This window comes from Luteitalea sp. (assembly GCA_009377605.1).
Classification (GTDB): Bacteria; Acidobacteriota; Vicinamibacteria; order Vicinamibacterales; family Vicinamibacteraceae; genus WHTT01.
Genome location: WHTT01000013.1, coordinates 1 through 21093 on the forward strand (window position 1 = coordinate 1; position 21093 = coordinate 21093).

At 64.4% G+C, this 21093-nt stretch carries 17 protein-coding genes; 10 read left to right on the forward strand and 7 right to left on the reverse strand.

Annotation, left to right across the window (positions count from 1 at the left end; all coding sequences use genetic code 11):
- On the reverse strand, positions 1-577 hold a 577-nt coding region (locus GEV06_06145; GenBank protein ID MPZ17476.1), incomplete at its 3' end, for a hypothetical protein.
- 1309 nt (positions 578-1886) lie between these two features.
- Entirely contained in the window at positions 1887-2546 is a 660-nt protein-coding gene (locus GEV06_06150; GenBank protein ID MPZ17477.1) for an NUDIX domain-containing protein, read from the reverse strand.
- A gap of 156 nt (positions 2547-2702) precedes the next feature.
- Between GEV06_06150 and GEV06_06155 the strand changes: the two genes are divergently transcribed.
- On the forward strand, positions 2703-3302 hold the full coding sequence (locus GEV06_06155; GenBank protein ID MPZ17478.1) for a hypothetical protein: 600 nt from the start codon (positions 2703-2705) through the stop codon (positions 3300-3302).
- Between the two features lie 123 nt (positions 3303-3425).
- Here GEV06_06155 and GEV06_06160 read toward each other — a convergent pair whose 3' ends face one another.
- The gene (locus GEV06_06160) at positions 3426-4367 is read right to left on the reverse strand and encodes a DUF1080 domain-containing protein (GenBank protein MPZ17479.1); all 942 of its coding nucleotides are present in this window, start codon (positions 4365-4367) and stop codon (positions 3426-3428) included.
- 228 nt (positions 4368-4595) lie between these two features.
- Between GEV06_06160 and GEV06_06165 the strand changes: the two genes are divergently transcribed.
- The 6 genes from GEV06_06165 to GEV06_06190 all read left to right on the forward strand — a co-directional run bounded on the left by GEV06_06165 (position 4596) and on the right by GEV06_06190 (position 11133).
- Entirely contained in the window at positions 4596-5192 is a 597-nt protein-coding gene (locus tag GEV06_06165; protein ID MPZ17480.1) for a sigma-70 family RNA polymerase sigma factor, read from the forward strand.
- Entirely contained in the window at positions 5189-5809 is a 621-nt protein-coding gene (locus tag GEV06_06170) for a hypothetical protein (GenBank protein MPZ17481.1), read from the forward strand. The genes GEV06_06165 and GEV06_06170 overlap by 4 nt, the downstream gene beginning before the upstream one ends.
- Before the next feature lie 393 nt (positions 5810-6202).
- Positions 6203-8335 carry a DUF1800 family protein gene (locus GEV06_06175; protein MPZ17482.1) on the forward strand — a complete coding sequence of 711 codons (2133 nt, stop codon included), beginning with the start codon at positions 6203-6205 and terminating at the stop codon, positions 8333-8335.
- Between the two features lie 88 nt (positions 8336-8423).
- Positions 8424-9653: a DUF1501 domain-containing protein gene (locus GEV06_06180; protein MPZ17483.1), complete on the forward strand. Its 1230-nt coding sequence runs from the start codon at positions 8424-8426 to the stop codon at positions 9651-9653.
- A gap of 95 nt (positions 9654-9748) precedes the next feature.
- Positions 9749-10324 carry a Uma2 family endonuclease gene (locus GEV06_06185; protein MPZ17484.1) on the forward strand — a complete coding sequence of 192 codons (576 nt, stop codon included), beginning with the start codon at positions 9749-9751 and terminating at the stop codon, positions 10322-10324.
- Positions 10325-10518: 194 nt separating this feature from the next.
- Entirely contained in the window at positions 10519-11133 is a 615-nt protein-coding gene (locus GEV06_06190; protein MPZ17485.1) for a Uma2 family endonuclease, read from the forward strand.
- Between the two features lie 30 nt (positions 11134-11163).
- Here GEV06_06190 and GEV06_06195 read toward each other — a convergent pair whose 3' ends face one another.
- Entirely contained in the window at positions 11164-12042 is an 879-nt protein-coding gene (locus GEV06_06195; GenBank protein ID MPZ17486.1) for a PQQ-binding-like beta-propeller repeat protein, read from the reverse strand.
- Between the two features lie 29 nt (positions 12043-12071).
- Here GEV06_06195 and GEV06_06200 point away from each other — a divergent pair, with 29 nt between their 5' ends.
- Both GEV06_06200 and GEV06_06205 read left to right on the forward strand, forming a co-directional pair.
- The gene (locus GEV06_06200) at positions 12072-12326 is read left to right on the forward strand and encodes a hypothetical protein (protein ID MPZ17487.1); all 255 of its coding nucleotides are present in this window, start codon (positions 12072-12074) and stop codon (positions 12324-12326) included.
- Positions 12327-12340: 14 nt separating this feature from the next.
- The gene (locus GEV06_06205) at positions 12341-13828 is read left to right on the forward strand and encodes a hypothetical protein (protein ID MPZ17488.1); all 1488 of its coding nucleotides are present in this window, start codon (positions 12341-12343) and stop codon (positions 13826-13828) included.
- A gap of 11 nt (positions 13829-13839) precedes the next feature.
- Here the strand turns inward: GEV06_06205 and GEV06_06210 are convergent, their stop codons facing one another.
- A complete protein-coding gene (locus GEV06_06210) occupies positions 13840-14958 on the reverse strand; it encodes a thioredoxin domain-containing protein (GenBank protein MPZ17489.1) in 1119 nt (372 codons plus the stop codon).
- Between the two features lie 233 nt (positions 14959-15191).
- On the opposite strand from GEV06_06210, the gene GEV06_06215 reads away from it, so the two are divergent.
- Positions 15192-16766, forward strand: a complete 1575-nt coding sequence (locus GEV06_06215) for a GAF domain-containing protein (protein MPZ17490.1) — start codon at positions 15192-15194, stop codon at positions 16764-16766.
- 85 nt (positions 16767-16851) lie between these two features.
- On the opposite strand, the gene GEV06_06220 is transcribed toward GEV06_06215, so the two are convergent.
- Positions 16852-19476: a hypothetical protein gene (locus GEV06_06220; protein ID MPZ17491.1), complete on the reverse strand. Its 2625-nt coding sequence runs from the start codon at positions 19474-19476 to the stop codon at positions 16852-16854.
- Positions 19477-19595: 119 nt separating this feature from the next.
- Complete coding sequence (amt, locus tag GEV06_06225; protein ID MPZ17492.1) at positions 19596-21086, reverse strand: ammonium transporter; 1491 nt, start codon at positions 21084-21086, stop codon at positions 19596-19598.
- Between the last annotated feature and the right edge of the window lie 7 nt (positions 21087-21093).

Genomic DNA, 21093 nt, shown 5'->3' on the forward strand with positions numbered 1-21093 from the left:
CGGCGATCCAGCCCGCGCGACTGGTCGCTGTCCAGCTGCAGGCGGTGTCAGTTCTCACCGCCACGGCTTCGGAGGTTCGTGCGGCACCGACGGTCCGACTCGCTGGTTGGAGGGCGTAGCTGCAGCCTGGCGGCGGCTCGGGGGACGGCGTCGGTGGCTCCGGCTCGGGCGTCGGTGGATCGGGCTCGGGCGGCTCAGGTTGGGAAGGCGGCTCCGGCGTTTCCGGCGCGCCTTCCTGACTGATCTCGATCTGCTCGCCGCTCACCTCAATCGCGCCCTGCCGCGGTGCAGGCGCCGCGTTCTCAGCAATGCCGTACTGGACGGTTGCATTACCTTGGCCACTGGTGGGCGCGCCGAGCGTGATCCAGTCGGCACCTGCTGCTGCGGACCATGCGCAGTCGCGCGACGTGGTGACGCGCAGCTGTCCGCTTCCACCATCCGGTCCGAACGTCGTCTGCGCATCGGCCACCGACACGCCGCACCTCGTCTCGCTGGGAGCCGTGACGTTGATCGACGAGTCGCTACATCCACCAGCGGCGAGGGCAAACAGCAGGATCGCCGCGACCGTCGTTCTCATGATCGAGATCGGCACTTGGGAGAGAGCGGCGTGCCACTCCCGTACCAACGCTGACCAGGCGCGCAGCCTTGCTTTCGCAGAGTGCTGGTGACATACACGGGGAGAAATCATCTTCAGGCTGTCTTCGTTCGGCTCGAAAGGAGACTTCGATCGCGCGTCATGAGAATGCGCTGCGGAACGCCAGAACGGCACCTTCGGCAAGCGCGCCCTACGGTGAACGAACAATCTCGGCGCGCATATCCCGAGGAGAGCATACGACGTGTCGCCGCCGTTCCTCAAGTTAACCTAGTGGAGTAGGGTATTAGCGCGCAAAGAGCGACCGCTCGCTCGAGCGTCAGTGTTTGCGCGCGTCGCGCGCGAAACGCAGGCGTGTCCGCCGAAGCGAAGCGCGAACGTGGACCAACACCTCAGAGATTACAGGCTGAACGGTGGGAACGCGGACCCTACCTCTGGAGTAGCAACGTTGTCAAACCTTTTTGCGCAGATTGATGGCGCGCGGCGACTCCTCGTCGGCACGCTGACCGCCGTCGTTCAGCGTCACCCGAATGCGCGCGATGATTTTTTTGATGATGACGTTACAGGCGCTGGGGACGTGAGGCAATACCCTCAGACGCCGGCCTCCCTGCCTCCGACAGATCGGAGCGTTGCCATATATAGTAACTGAGCATTAGTTATACTATTTAACGTCCATATTAATAGTTAGATACAGACTTGCTAGTAGCTGTTATTGGCACGGCTCTCGGCTTGTGTGAACGATCGCTCGTCGAACCGACGACGCGATGTTGACGAGAGGGAAAGACCCTACAGGACTTATCTAATACCCACTAATGACTGACATTGCTGTGCTTGACGGCTCCAGAAGTGATTTTCTATGCTCCTCCAGACCTGGAAACTGGCCTGCATGCTTGGGTCCGTTTCTCATCGCAGTCTGTAACAAGGAGAATCGACAATGTTCGAATTGATTGCTGCTATTGGAGTCCCGCTGCTCGGAACCGTTTCGGCTAGCCTTGGCTTCGCCGTGACCCTGCCGGCGCTGCCCTTGATCTAAGAAGCGCGCCACGACAAGAGCTTGGGGAGAGCACTAGGGACCGTGCGTTCGGCGAGCATGCCCTACCATTGCGGCAGGGACGCTCGCCGAGGCGCCCTCTGTTACGGCGCGTTCGGCGAACGCGCCCATCAGGGCCCCAGGGGAGGCGCGCAGGATCATGGGTTCTCCCCAAGCTTGGTTTGCGAACGAATCGATCCGCCGCGAGCTATCGACACCTCTGACCTCAGCCCAACGTAGACACGCCTTCACCCAGACCTCGGATCACTTCTTCAACAGCTGGACGAACTCCGCGAGGATCATCGCGGTCGCGCCCCAGACGATCTCGCCGCCAAGGTCGAAGTACGGGATGTCGCAGTCGCGACCGTGAAGCAACCAGTGTGTCACGTGGACGCGCGCGGGGTCGAGCAACTCGCTGACCGGGACTTCCAACAGGCGACCAACCTCCCGCGGATCAGGGCGGAACGTCAGCGGGGTGTCAGCCACCGCGACGAACGGCTCGACGCGAAACCGGCTGACGGTGATGTGCACCGTCGAGAGCGGGGCGACGACCTGCAGCTGCGAGGGATCGACGCCGACTTCCTCATAGGCCTCGCGCAGCGCGCCTGCCTGGGCCGTCTCTCCATCGGCGACTGCGCCGCCGGGCAATGACACTTGACCGGCGTGTTGGGGCAACGTCATCGCGCGCACTGTCAGAAGCACATGGGCCTCGACAGGCTCTGGGTACACCAGCAGGAGCGCCGCCGCACGGCGTGAGCCGGATGTCCGTCCATCGACGCGCTCCTGGCTGGGTGGATGCGTCTCACCACGCGGCCTCGGCTCCATGACCATCTGAGCCTGCCGGCCTGGGAGCACGCTTGCCGCCGCGCGCAATCGGGTTTCGATGTCAGCAACCGTCAACATCGCGCCTTGCATCGCTGCCAAGATATTCGCTCACTGACGGATCTGCACGAGGAAAGTCGACTCGGGGCTGGCTGCTGCGGCGTGCTTCGGCACGGATCCAGGGGACTCCTCCCCTTTCATGTAGCTATTCAGGCGAGTACTGAGGTGGTATCAATCAGTGGCTAGGGAGGGTTCCGCATGACTGACACATCACTCGGCCGTCGACAACTATTGGCACGCACCGGCGTCGTCGGGGCGCTTGGCGCGCTTTGGGGGACACAGGCGGACGCGCGATCGAAGCCACAGACGTGGCGCTGGCCTGGGCATGTCGTGCTCGACGTCGCGTGTCTCGGTTACACGTTCGCGCCATTCTTCGACGCTGCCCTGTCCGACGAGGACATGCGCGGCGCCAGCTTCTTTGTCGAGGGGAACATCTATCGGGCGAGGACGATTCCCGATGGGCCAGATTGGGACCCCACATCTGCCGACGCGATAGGCCACTGGTTCTGTCGCGGCTGGTTCATCTTTCATCCGGATCGACCGCTGCCGCACGTCATCACGACACAAGAGTACTTACTCGGCATCATCACGGCCGACGAGCCCACACCGGCGGACACGCTGGTGTCGTCTGGGCTCGAAGGCGGTGTCGAGCTGGCGCACCGTGCCGTCATTGGCGGCGCTGGCCGTTACCGCCACGCGCGTGGCCATGTGCTGCAGCAGACGATTGGCACGAACACGACGGTGCTGACAGGCGGGACAGACGCCGCACCGAATTTCCGGTTCGTGTTCCAGTTCTGACCAGGCGACCGGAGGGCAGACGATGGAGCGCCGACCGACGGACGGTCAGTCAGCAACGCTTGCGACTGTGGAGCAGTACATCGGCTTACGTGAAGGGCTAGTGGGCTGTATCAGATATAGCCACTAGCCCGCGCCCATGATGGGTGTCACCGTCACCCGACGAAACCACACCTTGCCGTGGTCCCCCTGTAACATGATGGGGCCGGCCATGGACTCGTTGGCGTCCAGCGCACCGCCCGTGATCGCCTGGATCGCCACGTTGTCATGGACGGTCTGGCCATTGAGCGTGACCGTGACACGATTGCCCACGAGCGTCGCCTCCATCGTCTGCCACTCGCCAGCCGGCTTGCTCGCGTTGACGCGCGGCGGCTCCCATGCGTAGATAGCCATGTGGCCGCCCTCAGCGATCGGCTTGCCATGGTCATCGAGCACCTGGAGCTCGTACCGACCACGCAGGTAGATCCCGCTGTTGCTCTCAGGCTCGAGCTTGTACTCCGCCTGGATCTTGAAGTCTGTGAACTTCTGCTTCGAAACCAAGTTGTTCGCCTTGGCCTGGTTGGTCATGGCGTCATCGACAACCGACCATCCTGAAGGCTGCTCCTTGTCTTGCACCTCCCAAGCATCGAGCGATCGGCCATCGAAGAGCTCCACCGGCGTACCGAAGGCGTGGTCGGCATTTGCATCGGCGTCACCCCATGTCGGAGGGCGCCGACCCAGCCACTTGATGGTGCGATCGCCCTCGGTAACGGTGCCGACGAGCTCGTCACCCTCGATGCGGGCGCGAAACTCCGGCGACGGTCGATCCGCCGGGCTCGCCGCGCGAAAGACCAGCTCTTCACCCTCCACTGAGATCGCCGGCAGAGGAAGTGGGCTTCCGCCACGGTTGAGGAGCGTGCCCGTGAGCGCACCGCCCTCCTCCCTGACCTCGAGCCAATAGACGTAGGTCGGCTCGTGATCAACGCTCGTCAGGTTCCACCGACCGAGAAATGGTGTCGGGTCGGCAGCGACGGGAATCACGTAGAGGACCACCACCAAGAACCCGACAACAGCGCGCGCGCGACGCATGAATGAATCTCCTTGGGTCAAGGGCCTACACAGCCCACTAGTGTAATCGGAAAATGGGAGAGGGCTCGGACCATCCACGCACCGCCCTTTCAACCTGCGGCGGTCCCGGCCGGTCTAATCCAAGTGGAGACGCTGGGTGAGTGGGAGACGAGAGTCGGCATGCTGAGCTACGCCGGGCGCGTGCCCTTCGCAGCGCTGCCGCGGATGGGCGAGAGTACTAGGCGTGAGATGCGCGACGTGACGCCTAGCTCTGCCTCATCGCCCGCTTCCTCGGCTCCTCCTGCAGCAGACGAGCGTCGGTTGGTTGCCGCCGCCGGCGAGGGCGACTGTCACGCCTTCGATGAGCTCGTCGAGCGCCACCAGCGCTTGGTCTACGCAGTCTGTTACCGCTTTGTCGGGAATCAGGAAGACGCACGTGATTTGACGCAGGACGTCTTCGTGCGCGCGTATCGAGGGATTCGCCGATTCCGGGGCAACGCGGGGGTCAGCACGTGGCTGCATCGGATTGCCGTGAACAGGTCCCTCAATCATCTCGCCTCACGGCGTCGAGCCCATGAGCCCATCGAGCCAGAGACGCGCGTAGACGAAGATGCGCCGGCTCCGGACGAGGGCGTGGCCTCCGCTGAGCGCGCTCGGCTCGTTCGCGCCGCCATTGCGAGGTTGCCGCGGGTACAGCGGGCAACGCTCATCTTGCGCCTCTATCGCGACCTGCCGCACGAGGAGATCGCACGTATCCTTGGCAACTCGGTTGGGGCGTCCAAGGCCAACCTCTTTCACGCCCTCAACAACATCAGACGGCAGCTGGAGGGCAAGGACTTACGATGAGACATCTGTCCCGTACCGAGCTCGTCGACCTCGCCGAGGGCCTGCTTGCGGCCGAGCGCGCTGCCCACGTCGACGAGTGTGCTCGATGCCGAGCGGAGAGCCACGCGCTCCGACGCGTCGCGACCAATGTACGGGCCGTCGAGATGCCGGAGCCATCACCGCTCTTTTGGCAGCACCTCAGCGCGCAAATTCGCGGAGCCGTCGATCGCGAGCCGCAACCGAATCGCGTGGACGATGGCGCAGGTTGGTGGGGGACTGTCGGGCGCCGATTCCTGCCGCTCGCAATGGCGCTCGTCGCAGTCATGGCAGCCGGCTTGTGGTGGCTCGCCGCTTCGCGCTCCTCAGTGCCCGCGAGCACGGTGCCGCGGCTCGTCGAGCGTGAATCGCTATCTGCGCCGGAGCGGATCGAGCCCATATCACCGGACGTGGCCTGGGAGCTCGTGTGGAGCCTTGCCGATCAGCAGGGCGCACTCGACGTCGAGGGCCTAGACGTGGAGATCGCTCCGGGCGCGGCAGAACGAGCGGTTCTGGGCTTGACCCCTGATGAGCAGCGAGAGCTCGTGCGGTTGCTGGATGAAGCCATTGCGCATGGTCCGGAACCGACGACAGGGACCTAGCACTAACGATGTCGTCGACACGTCGACTAGCAGGCGCGGCTCTGTTGGTGATCATGGCGTATGCGGTGGTCCCGGCGCGTGTGTGCGCGCAGCCGGCGCAAGGAGCCGCCCGAGCGCCGCAGCGGGCGTTGCCAAAAGACCCGCAAAATCTGTCGCCAGGCGAGCTGCAGCGCCTATTCGATGCATACACGCTGATGAAGGCGCAGGAGGCCCTCAGGCTGAGCGACGATCAATACGGGACGTTCGCCGTGCGCTTGCGCGAGCTCCAGCGCGTGCGGCGCGCGAGCGTCCAGCGGCGTGCGCGGCTCCTGCAGCAACTCAACCACCTGTCGAAACAGACCCCGCCCGCAACCGAGCAGGCGCTGAACGGGGCGCTCGAGGCCTTGCAGGATCATGACGCCACCGCGCACACCGCGCTCAGCCGTGCGTACCGGCGGCTGGACGAGGTCCTGGACGTCGCCCAACGCGCCCGCTTCCGCGTCATCGAGCAGCAGATCGAGCGGCGCAAGCTCGAGCTCATCGCACGAGCCCGGGAACGGCAGCGGTTGGAGCAGCGTGGGCCGCAACGGGATCCTTAAACTCAAACCGCAGTACTCGGGTCGTACTAGGTGGAGGCTGCCCGTGCATCAGATCCACCGTGAGTCGAAACTTCGCCAGCTCGACCGCTCGACCATCGGTGGCGCGGCGGCGGCGGTGCTGCTGTCGATTGCCAGCAGCTCGGTCCTCGTCGCCGACCGAACATCGTCGGCCATACCGAGCGACGCGGACGATCGAACGATTGTCCACGTCTTGAACCGCCTTGGCTTCGGTCCATCGAGCAACGACTTGGAGCGCGTGCGGCGCTTGGGGCTGGAGAAGTACATCGATGAGCAGCTACATCCCGAGCGCATCCGCGAAAATGAGGCGCTCGAGGCAAAGCTTGCGTCGTTTGAAACCTTGAAGCTCAGCACGCAAGTGCTCACGCAAGAGTACGATGAGCCCGTCAAGCAGCTTCGACGAGCGGCCGCTCGGCGACAGTCCGAGGACAGCGACCGGGGAACGGCGCCCATGGATGAAGCCGAGCGACCGAGCGAAGGGGTGCCTCCCGATGCGAGCCAGGCGTCTGCGATGACCGGCCGTAATGAGAACGGGCAGGTTGCGGATCCGGCCATGGATGACTCGCAGGGTGAACGCGAGACCGTCGTCGACAAGCGGTCACCTGAGAGGCGAGACGAGCTGAAAGCGGCAATACACAAGCGTGCGCTGGTCGGCCAAGAGCTCGCGCAGCAGAAGGTCCTGCGTGCGACCTACAGTGAGCGGCAGCTGGAGGAAGTCCTCGTGGACTTCTGGTTCAATCACTTCAACGTCTTTGGCGGAGGCAACACCTACACCTATGTCACCGAGTACGAACGCGACGTGATCCGACCGCACGCGCTTGGCAAGTTTCGGGATCTCCTTGGTACCGTGGCGCACAGCCCCGCCATGCTCCGCTATCTGGACAACTGGCGAAGCGTTGGTCCAAACGCGCCCGGGCCTCGTCGACCGAGCCGCCGATCTGCAGGCGTCGTGCGTCCGCGTGGTCGCGCACCGGTGTGGCGACAACCGCCGGGCAGAGTGGCACGACGCCTACCGACGACTCCGCCCACGCCGGCGGCATCCACCGTCGAGCCGAAGCGCGCGCAACAACAGCCGAAGACCAAGCCTGGTCTAAACGAGAATTACGCGCGTGAGCTCATGGAGCTGCACACGCTCGGCGTAGAAGGCGGCTACACGCAGCAGGACGTCATTGAGGTGGCGAAGTGCTTCACTGGGTGGACCATCCGCCCGCCAAAGCAAGGGGGTGAGGCCATCTTCAATCCTGGCATGCACGAGCCGGCAGCGAAGCGGGTCCTCGGCCACGAGATCGATGCCGGCGGCGAGCGAGACGGAGAGGAGGTGCTGGATCTGCTGGCTCGACACCCCTCGACCGCCACCTTCATCGCGACCAAGCTCGCGCGGCGTTTCGTGGCAGACGACCCGCCAGAGGCGGTCGTCGAGCGCGCAGCCGAGCGCTTCCGCGAGACCGACGGCGACATTCGCGAGGTGGTTCGCACGATTGTCACGGCGCCAGAGTTCTTGGACGCCCAGGCCCATCGGGCGAAGGTGAAGTCGCCGTTCGAGTTCGTGGTCAGCGCGTTGCGTGCAACCGATGCGCGTATCGAGGAAGGCGAAGTGCTCGTCCGAACCGTGCGGCAGCTTGGGATGCCACTCTACGGTGCGCAGCCACCGACGGGCTACATCGACCTCGCGAGCAGTTGGACGAGCTCCGGCGCGCTCTTGGCTCGTATGAACTTTGCGCTCGCGCTCGCCAACAATCGGCTCCCTGGCGTGACCGTTTCGCTCGCGCCGCTCCTCGGCAACGATCCAGCGGCCGCGCACGAGCGATTGCTCACCTCGTTGTTGCTGAACGACGCCTCATCGGAGACGCGCGCCACGACTGCCAAGGGCAAGAACGTCGCGCAGGTCACGGCGCTGACGCTCGGATCACCAGAGTTTCAGCGCAAGTGATCAGGAATCAGGATCGGGAATCAGGAATGGGCATGTAGGCCCGACCTTTAGGTCGGGCGCATCAGGAATCGAATGTGGAGTCAGGACCATGCAGACTCGCAGAATCTTCCTCAAGAACGGAGCCTTGGCGCTGGTCAGCCTTGGTTTTGCGCCCTCGTTTCTTGCCAGGACGGCGTCGGCAGAAACACGGCGCCAGCGCGTGCTCGTCGCGATCTTTCAGCGGGGCGCGGTCGACGGCTTGAACATGGTGGTGCCCTTTGGTGACAACGCGTACTACGCGGCGCGGCCGACGATCGCCATTCGGCAGCCGCGTGGCGAGGGTGGCGCGCTCGATCTCGACGAGTTCTTTGGCTTCCACCCGCGCATGGCGCCGCTGCATCCGTGGTACCAACAGGGGCAGCTCGCCATTGTGCATGCGTGCGGCTCACCGAATGCCACGCGCTCACACTTCGACGCCCAGGACTTCATGGAGACGGCAACCCCCGGAGCCAAGAGCACACAGGACGGTTGGCTCAATCGCTACTTGCAGGCTCGACGTGTCGAGGAGCAGACACCGCTTCGTGCCGTGTCGTTGACGCCGCAATTGCCGCGGAGCCTTCAGGGTACGGCGCCCGCGATTGCCATGACGCAGATCAAGAGATTCGACCTGCGCGCCGCGGCTGGTATGCAGGCTTCGTTCGAAGAGCAGTACGCGGCGGCTGCGGACGAAGCGCTCGGCAAGACCGGCGGCGAAGCGTTCGAAGCCATCAAGATGCTCCGTACAGTAGGCGGGAAGCGCTATCAGCCGGAGAACCGTGCGCGGTATCCCCGCTCCCCGTTCGGACGGGCGCTCACACAGGTTGCACAGCTCATCAAGGCAAACGTTGGATTGGAGATTGCGTTTGCCGAGATGGGCGGCTGGGACACGCACTTCAGCCAGGGCGGGGACGTCGGCCAGCTCGCAACACGCCTGAACGACTTCTCCTCCGGCGTCGCGGCGTTTGCTCGAGATCTCGGCTCGCGACTCCAGGATGTTGTCATCCTGACGATGTCGGAGTTTGGACGAACGGTCAACGAGAATGGCAGCCGTGGAACGGACCACGGCCACGGGAACGTGATGCTCGCGCTCGGTGGGAATGTCCGCGGTGGCAAAGTCTACGGCAAGTGGCCCGGCTTGGCGCCCGAGCAGCGGTTCGAAGGACGTGATCTCGCGATCACCACGGACTTCCGCGACGTGTTTGGTGAGACTGTTGTCCGCCATCTCGGTATCCGTGACCCGAGCCACATCTTCCCTGGTTACACCATCTCACCGGAGAACTTCGTTGGCATTCTCGGTTAGTGTCGCCGCCTCTCGATGCAGGTCTTCAACCGTCCGGGAGGTGTTTCGATTCGAGGGCAGAGCGGGGCGCTCATGGGATGCTAGAATCACGGAAGATGTCCAGCACAGGGCGGCGACTCCACTACACGTATGAGCAGTACCTCGCCCTCGAGGCAGAGAGCTTTATTCGCCACGAGTATCTGGACGGCGAGATCTACGCCATGGCAGGCGGGTCGCCGGACCATGCCGCTCTGGCGGCGACGATCATTGGCCTGCTACGCCCCCAGCCGCCGCCGGGCTGCCGCGCATTCACATCAGATCTGCGGGTCCGTATTCCAGCCACGGGCCTTGCGACCTATCCGGATATCGCCGTCGTCTGCGGACGCACACAGCGGGCAACAGACGACGCGCTCGCGGTTGTGAATCCAGTGCTCCTGGTGGAGATCACTAGCAAGTCGACAGAGGAGTACGACCGGGGCGAGAAGCTGCGCCACTACCAGCATCTCCTGAGCGTTCGAGAAATCCTCATCGTCTCGCACTGCGAGCCCTGTCTCACGCTGCATCGGCGCGAGCAAACGGCGTGGGTCACGATCGAAGCGAGACAACGGCAGGAAGTTGCTCTTGCCGCGGTCGCGGCTCGACTCTCCGTCGATGACGTGTACCGCGACGAGCTCGAAGACGCACACCGATAGCGCTCCTCCGTACGATCGCCTCAGCGCTGTGCAAGGGCTACGACGGGATCCACGCGGGCAAGCTGTGTACCGAGCTCGCCCGGGGCGCGTTGATTGAGTCGACTCGTGTCAAGATGCGCGACACGAATCCTAGTCATGTGCGTCGACTGCAGGTACCGTTTCGGCAGCGCGGGCATCTCGGCTAGACTAGAGGCATGCCTCTCCCGCAGGCGACGTCGTTCTCCAGCGTTGCGGAGTATCTCGCGTTCGAGCGCCAGGCCGAATGTCGCCACGAGTACCTTGACGGGCAGATCTATGCGTTGGCCGGCGAAAGCCTGGAACACAGCGCAATCAACGCGAACGTCATGATACGGCTCGGCGTGCAGTTGGAGGGTAAACCGTGCCGGGTCCTGTCTCCAAACATGAAGGTCCGCACGGCGACGGAGGGTCTGTACGCGTATCCGGACGTATCTCTTGTTTGCGGTGACCCCCGCGTTCACGACGAGCGTCGCGACATTCTGATCAATCCCACGGTCATCATCGAGATCCTGTCTCCCTCCACGGAAGCCTATGATCGCGGGGAGAAGTTCCTGCGGTACCGCCAGATCGAAACGTTGCGAGACTACGTGCCGATCGGCCAGAGTCAGCCGCTCATCGAGCACTACGAGCGGCAACCTGATGAATCGTGGGTGTACCTCGCTGTGAACGACCTCGCGGGCACAGTGTCGATTGCGTCGATTGAATGCTCTCTACGTCTGATCGACGTCTACGATCGGATCACCTTCCCAGCGGTCACGCCAGCTCCGGCCGCCGATACCTTGAAGGGCTGACGCGGGTCCCTTGCGTTGGCGCAAACATTGTCAACGTGGCTGTGCCTTGTTCGCTGCCGGCGCGCCGAGCTCGAGTGCCATGATCGTGGCCCTGTCGCGGAGATAGAGCCGCGTGGCGACCAACGTAGGCGGCGTCCACGATATGCGCTTCAAGAGCGAGACGCGCGACAACACTTGAAAGCGCTGCGGCGTGGCGCGTGCGAGCGCGAGCACGCCATCTTCGTCGAGGATGATGAGCTTGCCGTCCGCATGAAGCAACTGCGCTTTTGCGAAGCCGCGCCTTTGCCAGACGATGCGCCCTGTCTCGAGCTGCACGGCCGTCATGAATGCCGGCCCCGAGAAACCGCTCGACAAGAATGCGTAGCCGCTCTCGGTAATCGCATTACCGAAATGAAGCTGGATGCGGGGGTTGTGCCACAACTCGGTGACGGTGGTCTCGCCGCCGCTCCGTGCGAGCCGCAAGACGCGCGCGCCCCCGCTGTAGGCCGATGAAACGAACAGAAGGTTGCCGTCGGTCCAGACGGGCGTTGAAACGGCGAGGCCGTTTTGTGTTGGGTGGGGGTGACTCCAGAGCAGCTCGCCGGTCTCCGGGCTGAAGCCAATCACCTCGTCCGCGAGAAGCGCCACAGCTTGAGGCTGGCCGTCAACGTTGATCAACAGGGGCGACGAGTGTGCATTGGTAAATGAGAGATCTTGCCAAGCAGTGGCGCCGTTGCGCTGTTGGAACGCCACGGCCGCGCTGCCCTGTCCAAAACCGAAGTACGGCGCCCGGCCGCCAGCCAGATAGATAATCGTGTTCTTGTACGCAAGCCCATGGCAGGAGTATCCGAACGGCAGCTGGGTCGCACGGAGCTCGGCGTACAGTGATCTGCCTAGACGTCGCGGAGTAGACCAATCGCGACGTCGCAGGAGTAAGCTGGAGTCGAGGAGAACGCGAAATGACCCAGCTCCAGGAACTTCTGGAGCGCTGCCGCGAGCAGCTGCACGCCGTTCCCGGGGTGACCGGCACGGGTCTCGGCCTCAAGCAGGGCACCACCAGTGACATCGTCATTTGCGTGTTCGTGCGGCCGAGCACCGACGTTACCAAGGTCAAGGAGGTCGTAGAGGCCCTCGTGGGGACGGATCGAGTCGAGATTCAAGCGATGGATACGCCCGAGGGCTCCTCGAGCCTGCCCCCGACAGACGATAGGTAACCAAGGAGTGGGCCGTGGCCTCAACGGATCGAATCAGTCGAACTGCGTTTGCCCAAGAGCAGCACACGCCGCGGCTGCTCGGCATGTCGAACGTCGTGGGCGTCGGCACGGGGTACAAGGTCCGCGGTGGCAGACAGACGCGAGACCTGTGCGTCCAGGTGTTCGTGCAGCGCAAGCTTCCAGAATCGGCGCTTGCCGCTGACGACCTCGTGTCACGGACCGTCGAGGGCCGTGAAGGGGAAGCCGTACGGACCGACGTGGTCGAGATTGGCATTCCGGAGGCACTCCAGGACACCACGCGCTATCGCCCGGTCCCCGGCGGCTGCAGCATCGGGCCGGAGATGAGCGTCTCGGCGGGCACGCTCGGCGGGTGGGCTTGCGATCAGAGCGACGACACCATCGTCCTGCTGACCAACAACCACGTCATTTCCAACCTCGACACCGAGCCGACACTGCGCCGCGTGGTGCAACCTGGCCGACTGGATGGCGGTACCCTGCCAGCCGATGTGATTGGATCGCTCAAGCGCGACGTGACCGTTTCAACGGTGGTCAACACGCCTACCGCCGTGGCGCCGGTGTCGGTGGTGGACGCCGCCATTGGCACCGTCACCCCAGACCGAACGGACAATGTGATCGACATTGCGCCGGCCGTCTACGAGGTGCAAGCGCCAGGGCTCGGCATGCGCCTCCAGAAACGAGGCCGGACGACCCTCCTGACGACGAATGGGCGGGTGACGAGCGTCAACGTTACCATCAATATCACCTATCGAAATCGGACGCGGCTGGGTCAGATCGCCAATAGCTTCATCATCTCCTCGACCGACGGGAACGCCTTCAGCGCCGCAGGCGACTCCGGCTCGCTCATCTTCAATCACCAGACGGGCGAGGTCGACGGCACGCTCCCGGTCGTCGGGCTGCTGTTCGCCGGCGGCCAGGCCAGCGACGGCACGCCGATTACCATTGCCAACGACATCAACGCCGTGTTCGGCGCGCTGAACCTGACCACGGTCTGCACCTGCGCGGCCCGGGCCGTTCTGGGAGCGATCTTCAGCGCATCCGAGGTCTCAGGGCCGCTGTCCGCGCGTTCGGAGATCCTGGCGTCGAAAGAGCGGCAGTTGCGCCGGCTACGCTTACAGCTCGCGGGCGCCACGGTGTTCGGCAAGCGCTTGGACCGCTTCATCACGAAGGCGGCAGCAGAAGTCGGCCAGGTGTTGACCGAAGACGAGGAGGGCTTCGGCCTCGCGGTACGGCTCGTGGAACCGTGGCTGAAGCACCGCACGAATCTCGATCTGCTCGACGCGACGCTCGACAAGGCAACGATCGAGCGATTTGGTGAGTTCGCCGAGCAGGTCGCCAAGCGCCGACCCGCGGTGAGAGCTCAGATGCGAATGCTCAAGGCGATTGTCGCGCGCTTCGAGGGTGAGACACTGCGGCAGCTGTTCGAGCGAGCGCGCTTTGCCGAAGGCACCTCACGCAGGCGCCGCCGGCCGCTGGCGAAGTGATTGGGTGGCTGTCACCGTGTCACCTGCTCAGCGTTACTCCCGAGCTCTTCGTCGATGATCTCGCTGAATGCGTCGAGCGGGAGCCCGCCGACGAGCGGCCGGCCGTTGATGAAGAAGGTTGGTGTCCCGGTCAACCCAAGCCGTTGCGCCTCTTCGAGGTCGCTGTTAACGCCTGCAGGCGCTTCGGCGCCCGCCGTACACGTCTTGAACTTGGCCTCGTCCAAGCCAATCTTACTGGCGACCTTCTCGAGCGCTGCGGGGCTGGCGTCGTTGCCCGCCTCGAAGAGCCCGTCGTGGTACTCCCAGAACTTGCCCTGCTGCTGCGCGCACCACGCCGCCTCGGATGCCTTCCGAGCCGTCGGGTGGAGCTGGTCGATCGGAAAGTGCCGAAAGACCAGGCGCACTTTGCCTTTGTACTTCGCGAGGAGCTCCATGAGCGTCGGCTGCACCCGCCGGCAGTACGGGCAGTGGAAGTCTGTGAACTCGATGACCGTGACGGGTGCGGAAACGTCGCCTCTCACAGGCGCCTCGTCAACCTCCAGAGACGTGCGTCGCGGAGCAGGTGGGGTCAGACGACGGTCGACGCTGGCTGCCTTCTCGAGCGTGCTCACGTATGCGCGCCGCCGCTCGTCGCGCTTCTGCTCGTGGACCTGGTCTCGGATGAAGGTCTTCAGCCGTTCGGGATTCCCCTGCGCCTGATTTTTGTAGCGCTCGAAGACGGCCGCAACCTCGCTGTCGGATGGCGGCGTCACTCCGGCAGCGATCTCCTGCTGCTCCAGCACCTCGACGGTCATCCCGCGACGTTTGGCTTCAGCGGCGATGAGCCGCTCGGCAATCAGGTCTTCGAGTCGATCCTTGCGCAGGTCGTACAGGCGCTCCTCGATTTCTGAGAGCTGCATGCCGATAGCGCCGTCCAGCTCCGCCTGCGTAATCGCGGAGCCGTCGACCACAGCGACCGCGGTCTTGGCATCCCGCGTCGCGCTGGCGTCGCGCGCTGGTGACCCGTTGGGCTGCTCGGCTGGCGCGTTGTCTGGACTCGGCTGTGCGGCGCTGCCGCAGCCGACTACGCTTACCCACCCCGCGAGGACGGTTGCACCCACTCGGACTGACATTATCGGTGTTCCTTCCATCCTCTTGACCCTACCACGGCCCGGCGGAGACGACTCCGGGACATTTATGGCCCGAAAGCCTCTCTATGGCAACTATTCTGTTGAAATCGCCTCATGGGCCGACACCTGTCGACATTTCCCGTGGATGACCCGGGCCCGCCAGCTCCCATGGACATGATTGTCGGCTTCTCAAAAATGGCGACAATTATGTATGTAGGCTTGTTAGCAACCGCAATTCTGTAGTATCCTGCATCATGCTCTCGTTGAAGGTCACGCGTGAGACGAGCGACCTCGAAGTTCTCCTGGAGCTGAGTCGCACCCTTGGGACAACGACGACACTGAAGGGCGCTTTCGGGCGAGTTCTCGAACACCTGGAGGATGCCTTGGGCGCCACGAGCGCGAACGTGATGCTCCGCGAGACGGATCGCGACGAGCTTCGCATCGCGGCGGCTACTGGCGTCGCCTGGCAAACGGCCCAGCGAGTGCGGTACAAGCTGGGCGAGGGCATCACGGGCCGCGTCGTCCAGAGCGCTAAGCCAGTCGTCGTGCCCCGCGTGAGCAAGGAGCCGCTCTTCCTGAACCGCACGGGGATGACCAAGCGCGTCGGGCCGCGCGAGGCATCCTTCATCTCGGTGCCGATTCCGGGCGACGGGCGCGTCGTGGGGGCGCTCGGTGTTCTCCTCCCGTATCGGGCCGACACGCGCCTCGACCGCGAGGTCCAGCTGCTGCTGGTCGTGGCCGGCATGCTGGGCCAGGCGGTGCGCGTGCAGAGCCTGCTCTCGGCGGAGCGGCAGCGGCTGCTCCAGGAGAACACGCAGCTCAGGCAAGAGCTGCGGGAAAAGTACGACTTCCGCAACGTCATTGGCAATAGCCGGCCGATGCAGGGCTTGTACGAACAGATGGCGCAGGTGGCGCCGACCAACACCACCGTGCTCATCCGGGGCGAGTCGGGCACCGGCAAGGAGCTCATTGCCCACGCGCTCCATTACAACTCGCCGCGCTCCAGCAAGCCGTTCGTGAAGGTGAACTGCGGCGCCTTGCCCGAGGGGCTGGTCGAGTCCGAGCTCTTCGGCTACGAGCCTGGGGCGTTCACCGACGCGCGTACCATGAAGAAAGGCCGCTTCGAAATCGCCAACGGCGGCACGGTGTTCCTCGACGAGATCGGGGAGCTGAGTCCCAGCACGCAAGTCAAGCTGCTGCGCGTGCTGCAAGAGCGGGAGTTCGAGCGGCTGGGCGGCACCCAATCGATCAAGATCAACGTGCGCTTGATTGCGGCGACCAACAGTGATCTCGAGGCGGCCATTCGCGAGCGCACGTTTCGTGAGGATCTCTACTATCGCCTCAACGTGTTCTCGCTCTTCGCGCCGCCGCTTCGCGAGCGCAAATCGGACATCCTGCTGCTGGCGGATCACTTCGTCGAGAAGTATGCGCGTGTTCACGCCAAGGAAGTGCGCCGCATCGCGACCACCGCGATCGACATGCTCATGAGCTATCACTGGCCGGGCAACGTGCGCGAGCTGGAGAACGTCGTCGAGCGGGCCGTGCTCGTGTCCACCGGTGGCGCCCTTCATGCCCATGACCTGCCGCCCAGCTTGCAGACCGCGGAGGTCTCAGGGACGCTGCCGCGCGTCTCGCTCGATGAGGCAGTGTCGTCCCTCGAGCGGGATCTGATCCTCGATGCCCTCAAGTCTGCCCGCGGGAACATCGCCCGCGCGGCCCGGCTTCTCGACTCGACCGAGCGGATTGTGGCCTACAAGGTGCGCAAGCACGGCATCGACGCACTCCGGTTCAAGTCGGCGCCCAAGCCGCACATGATCGTGGAAGGCTAGAACCACGAATTCAGTGACGAGTGAGGGCACATCCGTAGGTGGGGGCTAGCGGCGAGCGCATCGGAGCTTCGCCGGAACCCCAACGTTAGCCGTAGTGCCACGCTGCGCCGGCTCGGCACTCGTCACTCGTCGCGTCGCGCGCGCCGGCCAGGACTTCGAGAAGCTCAGCGCGCAACGGCCGCTGCACATCTCCAGTCAGCTTGCGTCCTTCGCGGGTAATGTGAAAGACGTCAATCGCGCGCCGGCCCTCGGTCGAGATGAGCACCAGGTCGATGTCGCAGCCGTGACGAGAGACGACGCGGCTGACGCGGAAGAGGAGTCCCCAGGCGTTATCGGCCACGATTTCGAGAATCGTGTGGCGCTGGGAGTACTGCTCGTCGAAATGGACCACCGGTTTGATCCGCCGTGGACGATGCCGGCCGAGAAGGCCGCGCGCCTTGCCACGGAGCCTGGACGCGACATCGAGCCGGCCGGCGACAGCCTCCTGCAGCACGCGAATGAGCTCGCGGTCCGCGGCGGCGTTCAGGCGGAGGAAGTCGTCGCCGTCCACGAACTCGAAGAGGTCGAGCACGAGTCCGTGCCGGTTGGTCATGGCCTGCCCCCGCAGGATGTCCATGCCGAAGTACGACAGCACGCCGCAGATGTTGGAGAAGAGCAGCGGCTTGTTGAGCGAGACGACGGTCAGGTGCCAGATGTCGCGGCCACGGCCCCCGTCGTGCTTGCGCGTCAACGCGCAGTGGACTTCCTCCGGTTGGATGTTTTGCGAGAGCCGCACGTGCTCGCAGATCGTAGGCGGGGCGACCAGACGTAAGTATCGACGGGGCAGCCCGTCGAGGAATCTCTCGAGCGTGGCCTCGGACACGTCAGGGAGCCCCCTGGCGAGCTCTTCCAGGTTGTTGTCGGTTGCCCGAATGATCTCCTCGCCGTAAGCGAGCGTCAGGTAGTTGTACGTGTCGACGTACAGCCGCCAGAGCAGATCCTCTTGCCATGGCGTGAGGACGTCGGGGCCCACCGCGTCGATGTCGACCAAGGTCATGAGGCAGAGCAGCTTGAGATTCAGCTCTGTCCCCACCAGATTCGCGAAACGCTTGACCACTTGCGGGTCTTCGATATCCCGCCGAAACGCCACCGCAGACATTTCCAGATGGTTGGCGATGAGGAACTGCACCGTGTCGGCGATGTCCGGTGCCACCTGAAACCGCGCGAGGGGACCCTGCACGAGCCGCACACTCTCGCCGGCGTGCCCGCCGTCGGTCCATTTGCCCACGTCGTGGAACACGAGGGCGAAGACCAGCACCTCTGGCTCCTCGAGCTCCTGAAGGAGTGCGGCAAACCGCCGCCACCTGACGGGCGGCCGCGTGCTCAGGCGCTCGAGGCCGCGAATCGTGAGGAGCGTGTGCTCGTCGACCGTGTACTTGTGGAAGAAATCACGAATGACACGGCAGTACACCTTGCGGAACTCCGGGAACATCTGGCCGAGCAGCCCGCAGTCGTGCATCTCGGAGAGCCGGTCGTACAGGCCGGTGTGGGGACGCAGGAACAGAAGGAACGCGTCACACTCGGCGTCGGTAGGGAGGAACTGTTCGGCGCTGTATCGGCCGACATGGCGCTCGATGCAGAGAAGCGCCTCTGGCGAGACCGGACAACCGCGCTCGAGCGCGACACGAAACGCGCCGGGCCAGGTCTGCGGCTGGAGGGAGGCGCGCGCCATGTCGACGAACCGAACGCCGGACGCAACCAGCTCGAGGTTTTCGCCCGCCTTCGCTTCGCTTCGGCGAGGCAAGCCCGACCTGGCACGCTCGACTGGACGCGGCGCGGCGGCTTGCACGGCCGCCTCCAGCGCCCGGAAGACGAGGCGCGCGTGGTAGAAGTAAGCGCTCATGAGCGCTTCGACCTGGTGGTGCGGCTCGGCACCCGGACAGCCGAACAGTGCGGCCACCCGTTCCTGCAGGGCCGCATCCAGGACGTTCGCGTTGCGGCCGCGCTCCAGATGCAAGATCGATCGAATGCGGAACAGGAAATCCTCCGCCTCGTCGAGACGATTGCCATCGTCCGCCCGGGCCGCATCCATTGGACCGAGCGCGCGAATGGCCGTGACGTCGCGCAACGCGCCGGGCGCCTCCTTGACGTCGGGCTCGAGCTGATAAATGGTCCCGTTGAAGCGTGTGTGCCGCCGATCGATGAGCGAGCGGAGCATCTGGCTGGCCGGCGTCCGCCACGGGGAGCTGTCCTCGAGGCAGAGTCGCGCGAAGGTCTCGTAGACGGCCTTGTCGCCGTCGAGCAGCCTCGCGTCGAGCAGCGCCAGCAAGAACTCGGGATTGTCGTGGTCGACCTGCTGCAGCTCTGCGAGCTCACGAACCTGGTGGCCCACCTGCAACTGCAGGTCCCAGAGCGGGTGGAGCAACGCCCTCACGAATCGCGCTTCGGCGTCGCGGATCGGACCGTCGACCAGCACCAAGATGTCGATATCGGAGTGGAGGCAGAGCTGCCTGCGTCCATAACCGCCCAGAGCCACCAGGGCGAGTGGCGTGTCGGTATGCCGGCGCGCGGTCGAGTACAGACGACGAACAATCTGATCGATGTCGTTGGTATACCGGCCGATTGCGTCGATTCCACCGCGCGCAACGGCGATCTCAGCGGACACGGCCGCGCGGGCGGCTTCGAGCGCCCGGACGAGCGGGAGGTCAGTTTCTGAGGCTTGGACGTTCACGGGAACTAGGAATCGGGCCGGAGCGCGTGACGCCTTGCATTGTATTCTCGTACGTAGCGGGCGAGGGGCCCTGAGCTTGTCGAAGGGACCCCTCGCTACGTACGGATCCTGATTCCTGCCTAGACGTGGGCAATCGAATCGCCCGGGTAGGCCTCCATCCCCATCTCGGTGACGTCGAGGCCTTGCATTTCGCCCTGAGGATCCACGCGGATCCCGCCCAGCGCTTTCAGCACTCCCCAGACCACGAGCGAGAGTGCCAGGGTGAAGACTCCAACGGCCACCACGCCGACGATTTGGCTCCCGAGCAAACCGAAACCGCCGCCGGTGAACAGGCCATTGCGGTCGATGCCGCCAGGCGCCGCCGTGGTGGCAAACAGCCCGACCGCGAGCGTGCCCCACACCCCGTTGGTCAAGTGGACCGACAGCGCGCCGACCGGGTCGTCAATCCGAGCCTTGTCGAAGCCCATCACGCTCAGAACCACGAGCACGCCGGCGATCAGCCCGATGATGAGCGACGCCCCGACCGAGACGAACGCGCACGGTGCCGTGATGGCAACCAGTCCGGCCAGCGCGCCGTTGATCGTCATGCTGAAGTCCGGCTTGCCGAGCACCGCCCACGCGGTGATGGTGGCCGCCAGCAGACCGGCCGCGCACGCGATGTTGGTGGTGACCACGATGTGTGAGACCGCAGCGGCACCTTCGCCTGAGATGCCCATCGTGCTGCCTGGATTGAACCCGAACCATCCGAGCCAGAGGATCATGCCGCCCAGGAACGCGAGCGCCATACTGTGCCCTGGAATCGGGTGCACGCGGCCGTCCCGGTACTTCCCGATTCGCGGGCCGAGCAGCAGAATACCGGCGAGCCCGGCCCAGCCGCCGACCGAGTGCACGACCGTCGACCCGGCGAAGTCCCACATGCCGAGCTCGGCGAGCCAGCCGCCGCCCCAGATCCAGTGGCCGGTCACCGGATAGCCGATGGCCACGAGGACGAACGCGAAGATCATGAAGGCTCGGTAGTGGATCCGCTCAGCGACGCAGCCCGAGACGATCGTGGCCGCGGTCCCGGCGAAGACGAGCTGGAAGAAGAATTTCGCAAACAGCGGCACACCGGTCCAATTGATGGACGAATAGACGCCCTGGTACGCGTCGCCGGTCACGGGGCTGTTGTCCGCACCCAGCAGCATCCATCCGGACGTGCCGAACCAGGACGTGCCATCGCCGAACATGAGCGACCAGCCGACGAGCCAGAACGCGATGGACGAGATGCCGAACACCACGAAGTTCTTGGCCAGGATGTTGACGGCGTTCTTGGCCCGACAGAATCCGGCCTCCACGCAGCCGAATCCGGTGTTCATGAAGAACACCAGGAATCCGGCGACGAGGACCCACAGCGTGTCGACCGCCACGTCGGTCGTCCACACTGTCTCGGCCGCCTCCGCCGCTTCCTGCGCCCATGCGGCGCCAGGGATGGCAAACACCATACCCATGCCGAGCAAGGCCAACGCTAAACGCGGCCGACGCCGGTCCGAAATCTGTCGTCGATCGGTGTGCATCATGACTCCCTGTCCTCGCTCTCTTTCGCCTGGTAATGAAATCGCGCGACCACTCATGGAAGGC